The organism is Celeribacter baekdonensis, assembly GCF_900102315.1.
GTDB classification, from domain to species: domain Bacteria; phylum Pseudomonadota; class Alphaproteobacteria; order Rhodobacterales; family Rhodobacteraceae; genus Celeribacter; species Celeribacter baekdonensis.
This window is the reverse complement of record NZ_FNBL01000001.1, coordinates 580,605-597,622: the sequence shown is the minus strand read 5'-3', so window position 1 is coordinate 597,622 and position 17,018 is coordinate 580,605. Positions and strand designations below refer to the sequence as shown.

At 56.9% G+C, this 17,018-nt stretch carries 19 protein-coding genes; 6 read left to right on the top strand and 13 right to left on the bottom strand.

The genetic code is table 11. The features are described 5' to 3' along the window. Window positions 1-37 precede the first annotated feature (37 nt). From BLT54_RS02950 to BLT54_RS02940, 3 genes are read right to left on the bottom strand one after another with little or no spacing between them, the layout of a single operon-like run. Window positions 38-451 (bottom strand): hypothetical protein, encoded by a 414-nt coding sequence (locus BLT54_RS02950; RefSeq protein ID WP_074640864.1) that lies wholly within the window; start codon window positions 449-451, stop codon window positions 38-40. Window positions 452-477: 26 nt separating this feature from the next. Beyond that, the gene (locus tag BLT54_RS02945; RefSeq protein WP_074640862.1) at window positions 478-849 is read right to left on the bottom strand and encodes a hypothetical protein; all 372 of its coding nucleotides are present in this window, start codon (window positions 847-849) and stop codon (window positions 478-480) included. Further along, entirely contained in the window at window positions 846-1,172 is a 327-nt protein-coding gene (locus BLT54_RS02940; RefSeq protein WP_074640860.1) for a hypothetical protein, read from the bottom strand. The genes BLT54_RS02945 and BLT54_RS02940 overlap by 4 nt, the downstream gene beginning before the upstream one ends. A gap of 95 nt (window positions 1,173-1,267) precedes the next feature. On the opposite strand from BLT54_RS02940, the gene BLT54_RS02935 reads away from it, so the two are divergent. Then, entirely contained in the window at window positions 1,268-1,525 is a 258-nt protein-coding gene (locus tag BLT54_RS02935; RefSeq protein ID WP_074640858.1) for a helix-turn-helix domain-containing protein, read from the top strand. Between the two features lie 264 nt (window positions 1,526-1,789). Further along, window positions 1,790-3,742: a tetratricopeptide repeat protein gene (locus tag BLT54_RS02930; RefSeq protein ID WP_074640856.1), complete on the top strand. Its 1,953-nt coding sequence runs from the start codon at window positions 1,790-1,792 to the stop codon at window positions 3,740-3,742. 164 nt (window positions 3,743-3,906) lie between these two features. Here BLT54_RS02930 and BLT54_RS02925 read toward each other — a convergent pair whose 3' ends face one another. The 8 genes from BLT54_RS02925 to BLT54_RS02890 form a co-directional block, all read right to left on the bottom strand. Further along, window positions 3,907-4,119, bottom strand: coding sequence for a hypothetical protein (locus BLT54_RS02925; RefSeq protein WP_143026720.1), 213 nt, complete (start codon window positions 4,117-4,119; stop codon window positions 3,907-3,909). Beyond that, on the bottom strand, window positions 4,116-6,002 hold the full coding sequence (locus BLT54_RS02920; RefSeq protein ID WP_074640852.1) for a DUF927 domain-containing protein: 1,887 nt from the start codon (window positions 6,000-6,002) through the stop codon (window positions 4,116-4,118). Before BLT54_RS02920 ends, BLT54_RS02925 begins: the two co-directional genes overlap by 4 nt. Further along, window positions 5,999-6,898 (bottom strand): DUF7146 domain-containing protein, encoded by a 900-nt coding sequence (locus BLT54_RS02915; RefSeq protein WP_074640850.1) that lies wholly within the window; start codon window positions 6,896-6,898, stop codon window positions 5,999-6,001. Before BLT54_RS02915 ends, BLT54_RS02920 begins: the two co-directional genes overlap by 4 nt. Beyond that, window positions 6,891-7,148 carry a hypothetical protein gene (locus BLT54_RS02910; RefSeq protein WP_074640848.1) on the bottom strand — a complete coding sequence of 86 codons (258 nt, stop codon included), beginning with the start codon at window positions 7,146-7,148 and terminating at the stop codon, window positions 6,891-6,893. The genes BLT54_RS02915 and BLT54_RS02910 overlap by 8 nt, the downstream gene beginning before the upstream one ends. Next, window positions 7,148-7,360, bottom strand: coding sequence for a helix-turn-helix transcriptional regulator (locus BLT54_RS02905; protein ID WP_009572725.1), 213 nt, complete (start codon window positions 7,358-7,360; stop codon window positions 7,148-7,150). The genes BLT54_RS02910 and BLT54_RS02905 overlap by 1 nt, the downstream gene beginning before the upstream one ends. Window positions 7,361-7,491: 131 nt before the next feature. Continuing rightward, complete coding sequence (locus tag BLT54_RS02900) at window positions 7,492-8,166, bottom strand: hypothetical protein (protein ID WP_074640845.1); 675 nt, start codon at window positions 8,164-8,166, stop codon at window positions 7,492-7,494. 503 nt (window positions 8,167-8,669) lie between these two features. After that, entirely contained in the window at window positions 8,670-9,929 is a 1,260-nt protein-coding gene (locus tag BLT54_RS02895; RefSeq protein ID WP_074640843.1) for a site-specific integrase, read from the bottom strand. 294 nt (window positions 9,930-10,223) lie between these two features. After that, window positions 10,224-10,544, bottom strand: a complete 321-nt coding sequence (locus BLT54_RS02890; protein ID WP_074640841.1) for a DUF6476 family protein — start codon at window positions 10,542-10,544, stop codon at window positions 10,224-10,226. On the opposite strand from BLT54_RS02890, the gene BLT54_RS02885 reads away from it, so the two are divergent. Next, on the top strand, window positions 10,543-11,562 hold the full coding sequence (locus BLT54_RS02885) for an RluA family pseudouridine synthase (RefSeq protein ID WP_074640838.1): 1,020 nt from the start codon (window positions 10,543-10,545) through the stop codon (window positions 11,560-11,562). The two genes, BLT54_RS02890 and BLT54_RS02885, sit on opposite strands and share 2 nt — an antisense overlap. Here BLT54_RS02885 and BLT54_RS02880 read toward each other — a convergent pair. Then, window positions 11,553-12,209 carry a DUF4386 domain-containing protein gene (locus BLT54_RS02880; RefSeq protein WP_074640835.1) on the bottom strand — a complete coding sequence of 219 codons (657 nt, stop codon included), beginning with the start codon at window positions 12,207-12,209 and terminating at the stop codon, window positions 11,553-11,555. The two genes, BLT54_RS02885 and BLT54_RS02880, sit on opposite strands and share 10 nt — an antisense overlap. A 98-nt stretch (window positions 12,210-12,307) precedes the next feature. Here BLT54_RS02880 and BLT54_RS02875 point away from each other — a divergent pair, with 98 nt between their 5' ends. The 3 genes from BLT54_RS02875 (at window position 12,308) to BLT54_RS02865 (ending at window position 15,462) form a co-directional block, all read left to right on the top strand. Then, on the top strand, window positions 12,308-13,216 hold the full coding sequence (locus BLT54_RS02875) for a LysR family transcriptional regulator (protein WP_074641478.1): 909 nt from the start codon (window positions 12,308-12,310) through the stop codon (window positions 13,214-13,216). A gap of 251 nt (window positions 13,217-13,467) precedes the next feature. Further along, the gene (rpoH, locus tag BLT54_RS02870; protein WP_074640833.1) at window positions 13,468-14,376 is read left to right on the top strand and encodes an RNA polymerase sigma factor RpoH; all 909 of its coding nucleotides are present in this window, start codon (window positions 13,468-13,470) and stop codon (window positions 14,374-14,376) included. A gap of 114 nt (window positions 14,377-14,490) precedes the next feature. Next, window positions 14,491-15,462 (top strand): Gfo/Idh/MocA family protein, encoded by a 972-nt coding sequence (locus BLT54_RS02865; protein WP_074640831.1) that lies wholly within the window; start codon window positions 14,491-14,493, stop codon window positions 15,460-15,462. Window positions 15,463-15,773: 311 nt separating this feature from the next. On the opposite strand, the gene BLT54_RS02860 is transcribed toward BLT54_RS02865, so the two are convergent. Beyond that, entirely contained in the window at window positions 15,774-16,952 is a 1,179-nt protein-coding gene (locus BLT54_RS02860; protein WP_074640829.1) for a dipeptidase, read from the bottom strand. Window positions 16,953-17,018 lie beyond the last annotated feature (66 nt).

Sequence of the window (17,018 nt, the reverse complement as noted above, 5' to 3'; positions counted from 1 at the left end):
GTGTTCAATCAAATGGGGAATTTAGGCGGTTGCCGCCTTATCCAATGCCGATGGGCGTCCGAAGCGCCGTGTTCATATGCTCAAGCTCGCCGTGAACCTGTAGAAGGGCATCCGATACCCGCTCAGACACAAAAATCGCCGCGTCTCTTTCTGGGCCAACGCACCCCAACGCGTTCCCGTCCTTTTTGATCATCGCGCCCAGAGCAATAGAAAGGTGCAGGGCCTCAAGAAAGCCACCGCGTTCGTCGGGTTCAATGAGGTCAGAGAGAACCGATATAGCCTCGCGGTTTGCGGCCTCAACCGATGTGGGGAGAGACGCACGATAGGCCGCTTGCCGTTCCCGCAACCTGTCGATCTGTGCAATCTCAGAGGTGTAAACAACATCAGCGGCCAAAGCCAAACCGTGCGTCTCCTGATTTGCGGTGTATGGGATGGGGCGGAGCTTGGTCATGCGCGTTCCTTTCGTTCGCTTGTGGGTTATGCGTCGCCGATCAGGGCGCGGGCTTCATTCCAGATTTGAGTTTGGCCGATGGTCTCAGGCAGGGCGAACAGGCCGAAATTGGTATAGGCGGCAATCTTGCAAAGGAGATCTCGCGGCGTTTGGCTGGGCGTGTCCATGAGCCTGTCCTCAAGCGCTGTGCGTCCCTTCAAAAGCCGCGCGCAAACCTCGTCGCTCTCATCCGCATCATAGGCCGCTTGTTCTTGTGCAATCGCTGTGCGCCATTCGAGAAAGAGGCGCTGGGCGGGTGTGCCGTGGCCCTGTGCATGTCCGGGCGCGGGCAGGGCGGCGGTCACCCCAGCGGCTGGGAGGGAGATCAAGAGGGTGCGGCGGGTCACGCGTTGGGTCATGCGGCGTTCCTTTCATTGGCAAGGGCGGTGCGATACGCCGCGCGCAGGGCGGACAGGCGATGAATGCCGTCAACGCCAAGGCGGCTTTTGTTTTCGAGGCTGAGAATATCCGCGAAGATTACAGCGGCAGGGCGGGCACGTTCGGCCAGATCACGGGCCTTGCGCGCCGCCGCTGCGGCGGCAATGGCGGCGTCCCGTTTGGCGCGCCACCAAACAGACTTGAGCGCGCGGGACAGCAAGTCCCGAAGGGGTTCACCATTGCCCCGAAAGCGCCGGATGATTTTCCATGCTTCGGACATGAGGGTGGAAAGGTTGATTGTCATGGTTGCCTCCTTCACTTGGTGATAACTATATATCACTAGACTGAGGTGATAACAAGTGTATCAGTGAGAAAAAGTTACCACCAAGGAAAGACGCAATGGATCACATCAAAGCACAAATTAAAGCGGGGCGCGTTCTGGCCGGATTGACCCAAGCCCAGCTATGCGAAAGCGCGGGCGTCCCTCTCATCACATTGCGGCGTATAGAGGGGAAGCCAGAACATAAGGGGCTTGTGTCACAAGAAACCGTTGAAGCCGTCAAAGCTGCGCTAGAGGCGCATGGGGTTCAGTTTCTTGATGAGGGAGAGCAAGCGCTGGGCGGGGGTGTGGTGTTAAAGTCCGGCGAAGGAACGTAACCTAAGTCCGGAATGCTCTGCTATGATCGGCTGAAAAGAGGTTTTTTCCAACAGTAAAGGGCTGGGGTTCTTAATTTAGGTGTGGACGGACGGATTCTAATAATACTCTGTGGTGCGAACAAATCGCCCCAGAAGATGGAAAGCAGACCTTCAATGCAGCACTCGCTTCTTTCTACAAGCAAGAACTTTCCAAAAGGGAGATTGAAGCTAAAAGTCTAGACGCAGCTAGGTTAGCTTTTAGCTGAGGCTTGGGAAAATTATTTCATGATCAACGGAGCAATAGTTACAAACATGGCAGAGATAAACGCATTCGTGGGGCACAGTTTCCTGCCAGAAGATGAAGCTGTGGTGAGGAAATTTACTGATTTTTTTGACCAAATTGCCAAGAGCCACAATTTCGATTGGGTTCACGCTACCGATCCACGCCCTGATGAGGTGGCATTTAAGGTACTTGATCTCATCGAAGGCCGGAACTTGTTCATCGGCATTTGCACGCCAAATGAGTGCGTTGCAAAAGACAATAAATTCAACAGTTCGCGGTTTGGAAAACGTCTTAAAATAGAAAAAGAGGACCTCCAAACAAAAACTTCTGATTGGATCATTCAAGAAATTGGTCTGGCGATCGGGCGAAAGATGAAAATCATCATCCTACTTCAAAGGGGCGTAAGACAACCGGGCAGCTTGCAAGGGAATATTGAGTACATTCCGTTCGATAGAGACGCGATTGAAAAGTCATTCAGCAGTATTTTGGGGATGATAACGAACATGCAAGGTTCGCGTGTCGGCCGAGCACGCGCCTCTCTGAGCGAGGGCATCGCATCAGGCGAAGACCATGAAGAAGTAGTAGATCATGGCATAGAAGATCCAAACGCGACGTGGGGCGAGTGGAAGTTTGAATTCGAATATTTCAAGGCGGCGATTGTTGGGGATCAAGAACGCGCGAAGGTTATCTCAGAAGCTTGGCTCGGAAGGGTCGGATCCAATTCTGAGGCAGCGGCTGTTTGGGATGCGTCATGTCATTTAAATAAGACGCGATACACTGATGAGAACCGTTTGCCGGAAATAAAATTGATTGCCGATAAGTATCCAGATAACCCAAAAATTCAGGAAAACTTGGCCCAAGCATACGAGCATTTTGAAGATTACAAGCGGGCGAAGGAGCATTTCCAGAGTGCCTTGGACAATAGTGAAAGCAAACAAGAAAAACGGGGTGCGTTGGCTAACCTTGCAAGAGTGTACCAGACTCTCGGAGACAAAGATGGTGTAGAAACCACAATCTCGGAAATGCGCTCTTTGGTCGAGTCGTCGGAGGACGAAAAATTCCTAATTTCGACGCTGGAGCAATTGCCTGCTTGGCACGATGAAAACAAGATTCTGAAGTTAGCATTGATGGAGCGAGAGTTGGAAATCGATCCCGCAGATACGCAGAAACGGTTTCAACTTGCATATGCGCATTCCGAAAATGATAATAATTCGCTTACAATGTATCACTATGAAAAGATCCCCTATGCCCAACGCGACCCGACCACTTGGAATAATTTGGGTGTAGTTTATCAAAGTTTTTCACTGTCTGGTATGTCTGTATCTGCTTATCAAGCTGCCGCCAACCAAGGCGAGACTCTAGCGATGAGCAACCTTTCAGAGAGACTAATGTCTGCAGGCTTTTTGAAAGAAGCCCAGAACGAACTTCAACGAGCGAAAGATATAGATTCCGCACACGAAAACGTCGCGATCTCACAAGTGCGGCTCGACGCGATTCCCTCGGATGAAAAGAAAAACAAAGCAAATAAACTTGAGGGCGCACCAGAACTAAGCCAGTTTCTATCTGCGGTTGGACATTTCATATGGCAAACCATGCCTTCTGAAATCGGCAAAACATGGATCGATAACGAAGTCTCACTTGTTGTGAGCAAGGAAAATGACCGTGTCGTAGCCAAGGGAAGCTATCAAAGAAACCAAACAGACAATGCTTTTGCGATGACAGGAAGCGCCGAAAAGTCTCCAGATATCTACGATGTTACAGTTTCGGGCCAATTTATCGGATCGGTACTAGTGGGAGAGTACACATCGGAGCGGAGATGGAACAAGTTAAGTTCGGTGAGTTTATTCGGTTCCCTTTCCAACAAACAAGACTTTCTCGCGATATTCGATCCTGAACGCAGCACACTGCGTTGTTTGGTAGGCAAAGACCTAAAGGAGTTTGAGGTTCGGGATTGAACTCGTACAAGTGAAGCACCTTGCGGATAGTGTTGGGATCATGCCGTTGCAGCGAATGTCTCCTGTGACGGCCAATATACAGCATTTCGGAGGGAGTTCGAACGGCGGGTATGGGCCGCTCTCTCATTTGCCTTGGCGCTGTCATCCCTAAATGGGTAACCGCCTTACCGCCACTTGATCCCCCCAAACGCCCGCCGCTCCGCCTCCTCGCGGCTAAACCCGGCGTCGAACTCAAGGATTGCGGCGCGTTCTTCGGCCATGTCGCGGGCAATCTCAGGATCTTGCCGGGGGTCATAGAGCGGCGGTTGCGTCGGGGCGGTTGAGACGGGCGCAAAGACCCGTCTCAGGCGATCCCACTTGTCGGGCGTCATGCTCACGCTGCATCCCCCTCAGAGGCGTCTAAATCATCGCCCAGCGCCGCTGCGTTGATTTGATAGAGCCGGACCTTGCCGCCCGCGTTCGGAACGTGAAAGGTTTTGGTGGGGCCTTTGGTGGGGCCTTGGGCGACGATCACCCCTTGATCCAACAGGCTTGAAACCACGGATTTGAAATCCAACCCGCTGAGGACGGTTTTCAGGCCGCTACTGGTGAAAAACCAATCATATTCCAGCTTGCGCCACCGCCCGACCGCTTCGGCGTCCTCATCCTCTTCCCAGCCTTTGACATAGCCCCAACGGGGCGCAATGACCGCCCGGTCCCGATTGCTCCAATCCTGAAACCGCGCCTGACCATAAATCTCAATCGCCTCCGCAATGCGCCGCCGTGCGTCCGCCACCTCACCCGATCCAATACCGCCCCGCTCAGAAACCCAATCCTTGAAACACCGCAACGCCGCCTCACGCGCGGCACCTGAGGGCCAGCCCGTCACATCAAACACAGAGGCCATTTCCCCCGCAGCGGCCACCAGCGCAAAGCGATCCGCCACCCGGCGCACCTGACCGTCCGCACCGGGCGGCACGGCATCCGCGAGAAAATCCCGGCGCAGCTTTGCCAGTTCGTCACGAAAGCACGGGAGATCCCCGACCAGTTCCCGCAAGAACGCCCGTGCCGCTGTGCCATAATGTGCCCCGGATGCAGCCTTGAGGCGTTGGGAAAACTCCGCAGGGGTGACGCCGTTGGGCACTTGGTCGAAAAGGCCAAGGCCCGCCCCGGCATCGGCGCGCAGGTCGATCAAGCGCACTTCCATGCCCGCCGCCGTTTTGCTGCCCGCCTCATTGAGCTTATCGGCCAAGGACACCTCGCCGTTGCTCAGGAACAGGGTGCGCCACGTCTGTTCCTTTTTCAGGTTGCCCTCTTTGTTTTGACGACCTTTGCCCGTGCCGTTGCCCAGCATGTAAATGGCCTTGTCCGCCGCTTTGGCATCGACCTGAGAAAGCTCATCAAGGCACAGGAGCGCGCCGTTGTGCATCGCGGCCACGCCCTCAAGAGCGTTGTCTGTCGCGCGCCATGTCTTCTTATAGCCGCCCTGATTGCCGCCACCCCAAACAGACCCGGCCACCTCAAGCGCGGTGGATTTGCCAAGCGATGACCCGCCGCGCAGGTGAAACCCGCCGCTCTCATCCCCCGTGATGGTCAAGAGGGGCGCGGCAAAGGCGGCGGAGATAGCCAGCACAAGCCGGGAATTGCCCAAGGACGGAACCGAGATTGCGTCACGCCATGAGGCAAGGGTGCCCTTTTGGTTGTAGGCGTGTTCGAGGCGGGCCGTGCTTTGTAGCACAATCCGCTCTTTGCTCTCGGCATTGGAAAACACCTCATCCGGCAGGACGAAGGTTTCCCCGTGCCAGCCGATCGACCCGACACAGCGCGCCCGCTCTTCGGGGCACGCACAGACCAGGTACTCGGTCAGCCATTCTTTCCATTTGCGACTACCCAGCGCGGGGCGCATCCCAAGCCGCAAGAGTTCGGCCCGCAAGGCCTCACCAGAGGCCGCAAGGAGCGCCTGAGGCATGGGCCATTCATGTTCCTGCCCGTCAGGGTCCACAACCACCAAGAGAAGGCCCCAATCGTCGCTGTCGGGCGATCTGGTGGCGGCTTTGACGTGAACCTCAGAGACAAAGGGCAACCATTTTTTGCGGGTGCCGCCGTCCTCCGTGTTTTCGTCGATTTCGTGCCACACAAAGCCCTTTTCGACCTTGAACGGAAAGCGGCCTTTCTTGGTCCGCGTCTGGGCCTTTCCGCCCCGCCCAGCGCGTCCTTGTTTCTTGGCTTCGGCCTCTTGTGCGGCCTCTTCGACCAGCCGCGCGATGTCTTTTTCGCTCATTGGTCCGCCTCGCTCAAAAGGTCGTTAAAGTCGCTCCCCGGAGAGCGTGGATAGATCACCGACACCGCGCGGCTTTCGCGCTCAAAGCGTTCTGCCGTTTGCTCCGCCGCCGAGATCCCCGCAGGATCATGGTCCGCCGCAATCACGATCACCTCCGCCACGGGAGGCGGCGGCAGGATCAGCCCTTTGAGGCCAGAGGTGGACAAGGTGGCCCAGACCGTCAGGCGGGAGGCCTGAGACACGGACAGAGCGGTCTCAATACCCTCCGCAAGGGCGATCACCCGATTGTCCGGCCCAAAGCGCACAGCGCCCCCGGAGGACGGCCCAAGCATCATCTTTTGCGGCTCAACATCGGCTTTGCCGCTGCCGTCCGGTTTAAGAAAGGTGCGGTGTACGCCCAACGGTTCGCCTTTGGGGCCACGGATTTGCGCCAACATCGCCGGGAGACGTTGGCCGGAGGCCCCGTGAAGGGCAGAAGGATGAAAGCGCAGGGTGCGGGCGATCCGGTTGAACCGCATCCCCATAATGCCGCGCCCCTCAAGGTAGGCTTGTGCGGCGGTGCCCTCGCAAGAGACGCCTTCCGCGAAAAGATCATGGGCCGTCTTGAGGCGCTTGGCCTCGCGTTTGCGCTCTTCGGCCTTGCGGCGCAGGGCCTCTTCGGGATCATAGGGCACGCGGTCGCGCGGTGTGTCGGTCAGATTGCGGGCTTGCAAGTCCCGCAACACATCGCAGCCGCTCTTATGGCAATGCACCAAGAGCCGCCCAGCGCTATCAGAGAGAGACAAGCCCCGTTGATCGCGCCGCCCCTCAGGTTGGCAGATCGGGCAGGGCGCAAGGCCAGAAGAGCCGCGCCATTCGCCCCCAAGCGCGCGGGTAATGCGTTCGGCCTCAGTCATGGGATTTGTCCTCCCGCAGCGGAAGCCCAAGGCTTTCGTATTTTTGGATAACCGTTTCAACGCGTTCAACGGCTTCAATGAAAGCCGCAAAGCGGTTGTAAGCTTTGATTACAAACCCCAGCTTTTCCAGCATGGTTTCGTCGTGATTGGTCAGATCAAGCTTGTGAAAGCGAGTTTGATCCGCCCGCCCTAAGCTCAATTGCCCATCCGACCCGATAAAGATTTTAGGAGTTGGGACGCGGGTGGTCATTATTGCACCTCCTGAGAGGTGGACGTGACCTTGCGGGCCTCAATCCACTCACGCAGATCCCCCACGCGATAGCGGACAGAGCGGCCAATCTTGATCATCGGCGGGCCGTCACCGCGCACAGCGGAGACTTCGAGAAAGCGGCGCGATACGCCAAAGTTCAGTTCTACTTCAGAGCGAGAAAGTAGGCGATCAGGTTGCAAGAGTTCAAACATTGCACAACATCCTTTCCATTTGCGTTGCATGGAATGAAACTGTGCAAGTGCGGCACGATTGTCTTTTCCGAAAACCCTGTTCTTTTTACTGAAAAGCTCTTCTGTTTTTCGCGGAAACTATGTCAACCTGTTTAAGTTATGAAGTTTTTTAAGTATTCGGAAAGGCGATCAATTGCCGCGCGCTCACTGTTTCCAAATACAATTAGCCCGCTCTTTTCAACCCAAGTGTTATGACTTGGCGTGAAGCCAAATGTCGCCACCAGCCGTTTTGCGCACCCGTGGCGGCTTTTCTCTTCGCCGCGCCGCAGTAGATCAATGGCTAATAATTCCATGCCCACATATCGCCATGCGTATGATGGCCTCCCACCTTTGTTCCTAGGAGGCGGCGCGGTTTCCGTATTTGGTGAAGCGACCTCCTCAGGAGTGGGGCGAATAAGCGTGGGAACGACAAGGGAACGGCGCATCCGTTCCGCAGTATCCGTTAAACTATCCGAGAGAGAGGTAAGAGCGGGGAGATTTGGAATAGAAAGGCTGTTTGCGATCTGGTCAAACATCCCCTCTTGCCATTGGATGGTGTTCTTAAAGTCGATTCCTTGAAGATGCGAAGAGAGGCGTTTGGAAAAATCCTTAGGGATTGTCTCACCGATCTGCGTGCTTATGCGTTCCATCGAGCGAGCGGCCAGCGCCAGTTTAGCAGATGTGTTGTCGTCAAATTTATGTGCTGTGTTTATTCGCTCTATAGATTGAGCCACCCGCGCCATTTCCGCAAACGCGCTATCGTCAAACATTTCAAATGCTGTGTTCATGTGCCCCCACACTCCTGTACTCACGCGTTTAGAAGTGGACGACAATGGCGCGTGAGGTCTGCCATGTTCGGGAGCTACCCTAGCCGCCCACACTGTAATATCTCACATCGGAATCGGAGTTGTGAAGGCTGTGGATAAGTTTTTTGTCATCGGTTGAGCACATCGCCAAGACACTATATGTTGTGTTTCATAAAGTCGGAAAAACAGGCGATTTAAGGCGATTTTTGACACCCGCCCAGCGCGGGGCGCTCTTTCATATTCTTGCATCAGGGTGCGCTGGGCGGGTTTGGCGGCTGAAAAAGGTAACAAGTAACAAAACCCAAACTCTTGGTCACAAAAAATAGTTACGATATTTTATATTAAAATCAATAAGTTGATGGTAAGGTAACAGAGTAACAGAAGTAACACGGTTTTAGAGTGTGTATGAGAACGTAACGGCGTGGGAGTGGCCCCTAGATATTGATTGGCCGGGCAGGTGCCGCCCCCTAAATATGCCGCTCAGATCATCCTCTTTTTGGCAACGGGATCACCTCAGCGCCGCCGTCTCCGCCGCGCATTGCGTCAGAAATCCGGGAGGCGATTTGACCCGCCGCCGCCTTCTGAGGATCGTCCGCAAGGTGAGCGTATCGCTGTGTGGTTTGCGTTTCGCGGTGGCCCAGCAAAGCGCCAATCATCGGCAGTGACATGCCCCCGGTGACCGCGACCGATGCAAAGGCGTGGCGCAGATCGTGGAGGCGCACGTCCTCAAGCCCAGCCGCCGTGCGGATCATCAACCAAGGGTCTTTGAGGTTCACCAGAGGGGCCTCAGGGTTTGAGGCGTCACCGCCCCGGATCACAAAGCCTTTGCCGTTGTCGGGCCGCTTTGAGAGGTTCAGAACCTCAAGGGCCGGGGCAGGGAGTTGCAACACCTTTTTTCCGGTCTTTGAATCCGGCAAGTTTGCGCGGCCTGTTTCGGCGTCGATGTATTCCCAACGGAGGGACAAGATTTCGCCAACGCGGGCACCCGTGAAGATTAAGAGACGGATTGCGCGGATGGCTTCGGGGTTCACTCTAATCAAGCGATCCCGGCCCGCCTTTGTCTGCGTCATGGGTTCGCGTTCTGCCCGCGTCAGGGTCTCACCCAAGCGCTGGAACTCAACTGCGCTTAAAAAGCGTTCCCGCGCCTTTTCTTTGAAGCGTTCGACCTTGTAGCAGGGATTGGAGTTGTCGGGCCGCATCCCCCAGACTTCGGCAAGGTTGAACGCCTTAGAGAGTGTGGCAAGGGCGCGGTTGGCTTGGTATGGCGTGGCGGCAAGCGCGTTGTGAAATTTGGCAATGTCCGGGCGGGTCACGTCAGCCACCTTGAGCTTGCCAAGTGCGGGGACGATTATCTTACCCACCTGCCGCTCAATATCCGCCGCCGTGCTTTCCTTGTTCTTTCTTTTGACGTGATCCCTCACATAGCTTTCCAGAAGCTCTTTGACGGTGGGCGCTTTTCTTGCGTCCGCTTTGTCCGTTGCCGGATCACCGCCCTGCGCCACCTCAGAGGCCCAAACGCGGGCCGCGTCACGCGCTTGCTCAGGGGTTAGGGTTCCATGAGTGCCAATCACAGCCCACCGCACACGGCCCGCACGTCCGCCGCCGATGCGATATTTGAGGACATAGGTTTTCTTACCTGTGGGAGAGACGCGAAGGCCAAAGCCCGCGATCTCACTATCCCAGAGGATATATCGCTTTGGCTGAACCTTGGCGGCGTCAACAGTGCGTTTTGTGAGCTTGGTCATTGTCGGGCCTTTCATGTTCTGGCTACCACCGGGCTACCACGCGGCTACCACCGGGCTACCACGGTGCAAGAAAGTCAGTGCAAGCCCATGTGGTGAAAGTACGGCATTAATCTTTATAAAACAATAGGCTATGAGCCTATATGCAAGACCGTGCATTTTGGAGAAAAGTCGGGACCTAGAGATTGTGGATCAGGAGGTCCCCCGTTCGAGCCGGGGTGGTGGTACCACTTAACCCATCCGTTTTATGTGACGCATCTTTAGGTGACAGCTTCAGGGCTGTCGTGCTGTTCGGCGTTATTTCAGCGTCACCGTTTGGCGCAGCGCGCCGTTGTCGGCGTCGTAAATCAAGATCGCATCCCCGGCGACAATCGCCACCCAATCCGAGCCACGGGTAAACGCGGTGGGGGTCATGCCGTCGGGCAAGGTGATCGTTTCGGGCAGATCGAAAGAAATCGCAGGTGGGTTTGGCGCTTTCATATCAGGGAAACGGGTGACAAGCAGTCCAATCAGGACTAGAAACCCGCAAATCATCACGACCAAAAGCCCGGTGACCAGTCGACGCAACAGCGTCACTCCCGCCATGTCTTTTGGGTCCAGCTCAATCGGATCACGCATGTCTGTTACCACCGTTGCTTTCGTCATTGCGGACAACCCGCCCAAACGCCTTGATAAGGCGATTGCCCGCGATGTGCCAGAAGAAGCCACCCTGTCGCGGTCGCGTTTGGCAAAATTGCTGGCCGAGGGGGCGATCACCGTCAATGGCGTGGTCGCCACGGATCAGACCGGCAAAATCGCGGCGGGGGATCGGGTGGAGATCACCGTGGAACAGGCCGCTGAGGTCGAGATCATCGCCGAAGACATCCCTTTGGAGGTGATCTATGAGGATGACGATCTGATCGTGATCAACAAACCCGTCGGCATGGTGGTGCACCCCGCGCCCGGTTCGCCGTCTGGCACGTTGGTCAACGCGTTGATGTATCATTTTGGTGAGAACCTGTCGGGCATCGGCGGTGAAAAGCGTCCCGGTATCGTGCACCGGATCGACAAGGACACATCGGGGCTTTTGGTCGTTGCCAAGTCGGACAAGGCGCATCAAGGCCTGGCCAAACAGTTCGAAAAACACACGGTCGAGCGCAAATATTATGCGCTGGTGTATGGGATGCCCGACATCATGGACCCGCGTCTGCGCGGCGTCAAAGGGGTGAGCTTTGAGGGCTCCAATGTGATGCGCATCACCACCATGTTGGGCCGCCACAAGGCCGATCGGCAAAAACAGGCGGTGTCTTTTAGCGAGGGCCGTCACGCCATCACCCGCGCGCGGGTGGTTGAGATGTATGGCACGCCTGTGCAGCTTTCCCTTGTGGAATGCTGGTTGGAAACCGGGCGCACCCACCAAATTCGCGTGCATATGGCCCATGCTGGGCATGGTTTGGTCGGGGATCAAACCTATGGCGGGCGGCGCAAGCTCAATCACAAAGCCCTCTCAGAGGCGGCGCGCGATGCCGTCGCGGCCTTTCCGCGTCAGGCGCTTCATGCGGCCGTTTTGGGCTTTGTGCATCCTGTGACCGGCGAGGATATGTTGTTTGAGGCGCCTCTGCCCGAGGATATGCAGGATCTTTTGGATCACCTCTGAGGCGAGGTGGTGACGCTTTGGTTGGGGCGTGAGACCAGCAGCCAGAGGGCGAAAAAACTCTCAGATACCAAGGGAATGGCATAGCTCGGTGCGAGGGTCTCGGCAAAGTTTGAGCCCAAAAGAGCCAGAGTGCTGTTGACGCCATAAATCAAGGCCGATAGCATCAGCAAAGGGGGCAAAACCCGCTTGGTCATAGGCGACAGCAGCCCCGATTGGCACAAAAGCTGTGCCATCAGCGCGGTGTTGAGCGCAAAGAACAGCAAGCCAAGATCATAACCATCCGCCTGCGCCGCCATGAGCCAAGCGGCCTGATCCGGGGCGTGAATAGCGGCCAGTTGCAGCATCAAAGACCCGGCAATCACCGCCCCCTGCGTCAGGCGAAACACCATGGCAAAGAGCGATTTGACCGGATCAACCGTGCGAAACACCGCGTAGACTGTCAGTGCGACATAGATGTCGGCGCAGATCATCACGGTGTCGAGCATCGTGCTGATCCGCAGGTTTGCAATCATCTGTACCGCGTCATGGGTCGATCGGGCTGTGGCGCGAAACATCGTTTCGGAACTCATTCCGGCGAGGATGATGACCCAATAGGCCATCCCGGCTCGGCGCAGTCGGGTGGAGAGTGCAGGGGAGGGCGTTAACATCGGGGTCTCCTTCGGGAACAACATGTGATGCCCACTCATACCTATGCGTACATATGTGTCATATTGCCTATATTTGCCATTATGGTATTCATATTTGCATGGATAAACCAAACACACCCCTCACCGACTTTCGCGCCGCCCGCTTTGACTGGACCCATGCGCGCGCCTTTTTGGTCACGGCGGAAACCGGGTCCTTCTCTGCCGCCGCCCGCGCACTCAATATGAGCCAGCCGACGTTGGGGCGGCAGGTGGCGGCGTTTGAGGCGGAGCTTGGCGTGACGCTGTTTGACCGCATTCCACGCGGACTGAGCCTGACCCCGGCGGGGCTGGACCTGTTGCCCCATATCCGCGCCATGGGTGCGGCCGCGACCCAGGCGGCGCGGGTGGCCTCGGGGCAGGCCACAACGCTTGAGGGCAGTGTGACCTTGTCCGTGTCGGAAATCGTCGCGGCCTATTACCTTGCGCCCGTGCTCAGCGCTTTGCGCAGCTCGGCACCCCGGTTGCAAATCGAGGTCCTGGTCTCAAACGAGGCCGCCGATCTGCGTCGTCGCGAGGCCGATGTGGCGATCCGATCCTTTCGCCCGACCCAACCCGACCTGATCGCGCGCAAACTGCGCTCTGAGGCGGTGTATCTCTATGCCGCCAAAGACTATGCCGCCACGCTGGGCCCGAACCCCGCCGATGCGGACCTCTCACAGGCGGATTTCATCGGCTATGACAGTGGCCCGCGGCTGCGCGCCGCGCTCTCGGCGCTTGGGCTTGAGGTGGCGGAGCGCCAGTTTATGCGCCTGTCGAATTCGCATCTCGTGGTGGCGGATATGGTGCGTTCAGGACTTGGGGTTGGGATATTGCCGGAGCGGGTGGCCGCGCAGATGGGGGATCTGGTGCGGGTCGGGGCCTATCCACCGATCCAGTATGATCTCTGGGCGGTGGCGCATAGGGAGTTGCGCACTTCTGCACGGATTCGCGCATTGTTCGACTCTTTGGTGCAATATATAACGGTGTAACAGACGGCACATTGCCGTGAGAGGGATGAAATACCGTGGTGTCACGGCGGAATTTGTTTCACCCTTCGTTAGAAATCTGAATGTAGGACGTCATTGCTGCCATCATGTGCAGCCATAAGGCGCCGCCCTTGAAGGGCGCGTGGTGCGATCCTAAGTCAGGATACGGTGTTTGATGTTAAGTGTTGTAACATGGCGCGCCCCATGTTAAAGGTTGTTACATAAGGCGCAGATGACGCGGGAGAATGTGAACGATGAGCAGCTATACCAATTTGCCAGCCCCAAGCCCGGAACAGGGCCTGAACCGCTACTTGCAGGAAATTCGCAAATTTCCGATGCTGGAGCCGGAGCAGGAATATATGTTGGCCAAACGCTGGGTCGATCATGAAGACAGCTCGGCGGCGCATAAACTTGTGACTTCGCACCTGCGCTTGGCGGCAAAAATCGCCATGGGCTATCGCGGTTACGGTCTGCCGCAGGCCGAAGTGATTTCCGAGGCCAATGTCGGTTTGATGCAGGCGGTCAAACGCTTTGATCCCGAAAAGGGCTTTCGCCTTGCGACCTATGCGATGTGGTGGATTCGCGCCAGCATTCAGGAATATATCCTGCGCTCATGGTCTTTGGTCAAACTTGGCACCACCTCAGGTCAAAAGAAACTGTTCTTTAATCTGCGCAAGGCCAAAGCCCGCATCGGCGCTCTGGAAGAGGGCGATTTGCATCCCGATAACGTCAAACGCATCGCCACCGATCTGGGCGTGACCGAGGCCGAAGTCGTGTCGATGAACCGCCGGATGTCCGGGGGGGACGCCTCGCTCAATGCCACGGTCGGCAGTGACGACGAAGGGTCGGGGCAATGGCAGGACTGGCTTGAGGATGAAAACGCCAACACCGCCGCCGATTATGAGGCACGGGACGAGTTGGAAAGCCGTCGTGCGCTTTTGGTTCAGGCGATGGATGTGCTCAATGAGCGTGAAAAAGACATCCTGATGCAACGCCGTCTTGAGGATCAGCCGGTGACGCTTGAGGAACTGTCAGGCCGCTATGACGTGTCGCGCGAACGCATTCGTCAGATCGAAGTGCGCGCCTTTGAAAAGTTGCAAAACCGGATGCGTGAGCTGGCCAGCAAGGCCGGCATGGAGACCGGGGTTAGCGAAGACGCCTGATCGCCGCGCAGGGTCATAATTGAAGAGATTAAAAAGGGGTGGTCAAGGCCGCCCCTTTTTCTTTGCGTTGGTTTGCGCCATGATGGCGCTAACAGTTTGAGAGGGGAGACAGACATGAGCAATCCAATCCGGTTTGGCGTTTTGGGCGGGGCGAAATTTGCCCTCGACCATATGGCGCGCGCGATCCATGAGGCCGAAGGGGCGCAATTCACCGCTCTTGCCACCTCATCCTTGACCAAAGCCGCGCCGTTTCAGGCGTTTTGTCCGGGGCTTAACGTCTTTACCGATTATGACGCCATGCTCGCCTCTGACGAGATCGACGCGGTTTATATCCCGCTGCCCAATCACCTGCATATCGAATGGAGCCTCAAGGCGCTCGCGGCGGGCAAACATGTTTTGTGCGAAAAGCCGATTGCGATGAAAGCCGCCGAAATTGACGCGCTGATCGCCAAACGCGATGAGAGCGGGTTGATGGCGGCGGAGGCGTTCATGATCGTGCATCACCCGCAATGGGCGCGGGTGAAAGAGATGCTGTCGGCGGGCGAGATCGGCGATCTGATCCGCGTTGATGTGGCGTTTTCCTTTGACAACCCGGACCTCGACAACATCCGCAACAAACCCGGCACAGGCGGCGGCGCGATGGGCGACATTGGCGTTTATGCGATCGGATCAGTGCGCTTTGCCACGGGCCAAGAGCCAGATGTGATCACCTCCGCAAATATCACCTATGAGAATGGCGTCGATGTGACCTCCGCCTTCACCGCGCGCTTTGCGGGCTTTGACTATAGCGCCTATGTCTCCATGCGGATGTCGCCATTCCAAGAGGTGCGGTTTCATGGCCGCACAGGCGTGATCACCGTCAAAACGCCGTTTAATGCCGGCACCTATGGCAGCGCGGAGCTGCATATCCGCACCGCCAATGGCATCACCCGGATCGAGACCTTCCCGACCGTGCGGCAGTATGTTGTTCAGGTTGAGAATTTTGTGCGCTCTGCGCGCGATGGGGCGGACTACCCGTGGAGTTTGGAAAATGCGCGCGGCACACAGGCGATGATTGATGCGGTTTTTGACGCGGATCAAGGCTAACCAAGGCGACTCGGGCTATAGTTAAGATGTTGGAAAGGCAAGGAAAGGAGGGTGACATGAGACTGTCCCGAGGTTCTGGCCAAGACGACACAGGCGATCCGCCCGACATGTGAGGCGGTCCGGGATTTTGGAGGGAAACCGGGCTGCGACCATCAGGGGATGACCCGCGTGGGATGCCCTTCGTGCGATGTCAGGGAGGATTCGGCAGGGAGGATTTGGGGAGGTATATATGTGATGGGCGCCCGTTTGGGCGCCCGTGTTTGTTTTGGGGTGTTGTCGCTTTGGCGCGGCTTACTGCGGTAAAACGCGGCTTACTGCGGCAAAATCTGCCCCAGCACCCGCATCATATTGCCGCCCATGACCGCCGCGATGTCCGTATCGCTCAGCCCCTCATCCATCAGCGCCTGCGTCACCGCGGCCAATTCCGCGACGTCAAAATGGGTCTCCACCGCACCATCAAAATCCGATCCCAGTGCGATGTGATCCACCCCCACCACGCCAATCCCGGCTTTGATCGCGCGGGCGATGCCTTTGGGCGTGGCGTCACAGGTCACATCCTCCCAATAGCCAATGCCAATCACCCCGCCCGTGGCCGCAATCGCGCGCATCAGATCATCCTCGAAATTGCGTTTGACCGCGCAATGGGAATGGATGCCGGAATGGGAGACAATCACGGGGATATTTTGATCCGCGACCATCGCCAAAACATCCTGCGCCATCTGTGGCGACGCATGGGCGAGATCAATGACCATGTGCTTGTCCATCATTTGCGACACCACGTCGCGGCCAAAGGCGGTCAGCCCGGCATTGCCCTCGCCATGCAGCGAGCCGCCAAGTGCGTTGTCAAAGAAATGCGTCAGCCCCATCAGGCGAAACCCGGCGTCATAGATCCGATCCAGATTTTCAATCTCGCCCTCAAGCACATGCCCGCCCTCGGACCCAAGCAGGGCGCCGACCACCTTGGACCCGCCTGCGTGGGCCTCCAGAACGGCGTCCAAATCTTCTTTGGTCAGGATCATATGGACCTGATCAGGGGCTTTTTCGGCGTAGCCCTCCAACCTGTCGGCCATGTAAAGCCCGCGTTCGGTCAGGTCGAACCAGCTTTTGATCGGCCACATCTCGGCCATCGCCAACAAGGTGATGTTGTCGCGCGCATCCGTTGAATTGTGGTCATAATTCTGCCCTGCCGGGCTTTTGGTCACCGTGGTGAGCACCTGCACCGCCACATTGCCCTCACGCAGACGCGGAAAATCGACCTGACCGCGATCACCGCGCTGCAACAGATTGCGGTTCCACATCAGGCTGTCGGCGTGCAAATCACCGATGATCAGGCTGTCATGCAGCGCCTGTGCTTCGGGCGAGACCGGGTAGGGGTCATGCGCCACCACCGGGTTTTGGCCCTTTTCGACAAGACCGGGGAGCACCCCGAAAAACACAATCGCGCCCGCGACCAGCAGCACAGCAATTCCGCGCCCAATCCATTTGATCATTTGAAATCCTCCCGTTTTCGCGAGCCTACGAGCGGGCAGACACGGGCACCAAGCGAAACCTCACGT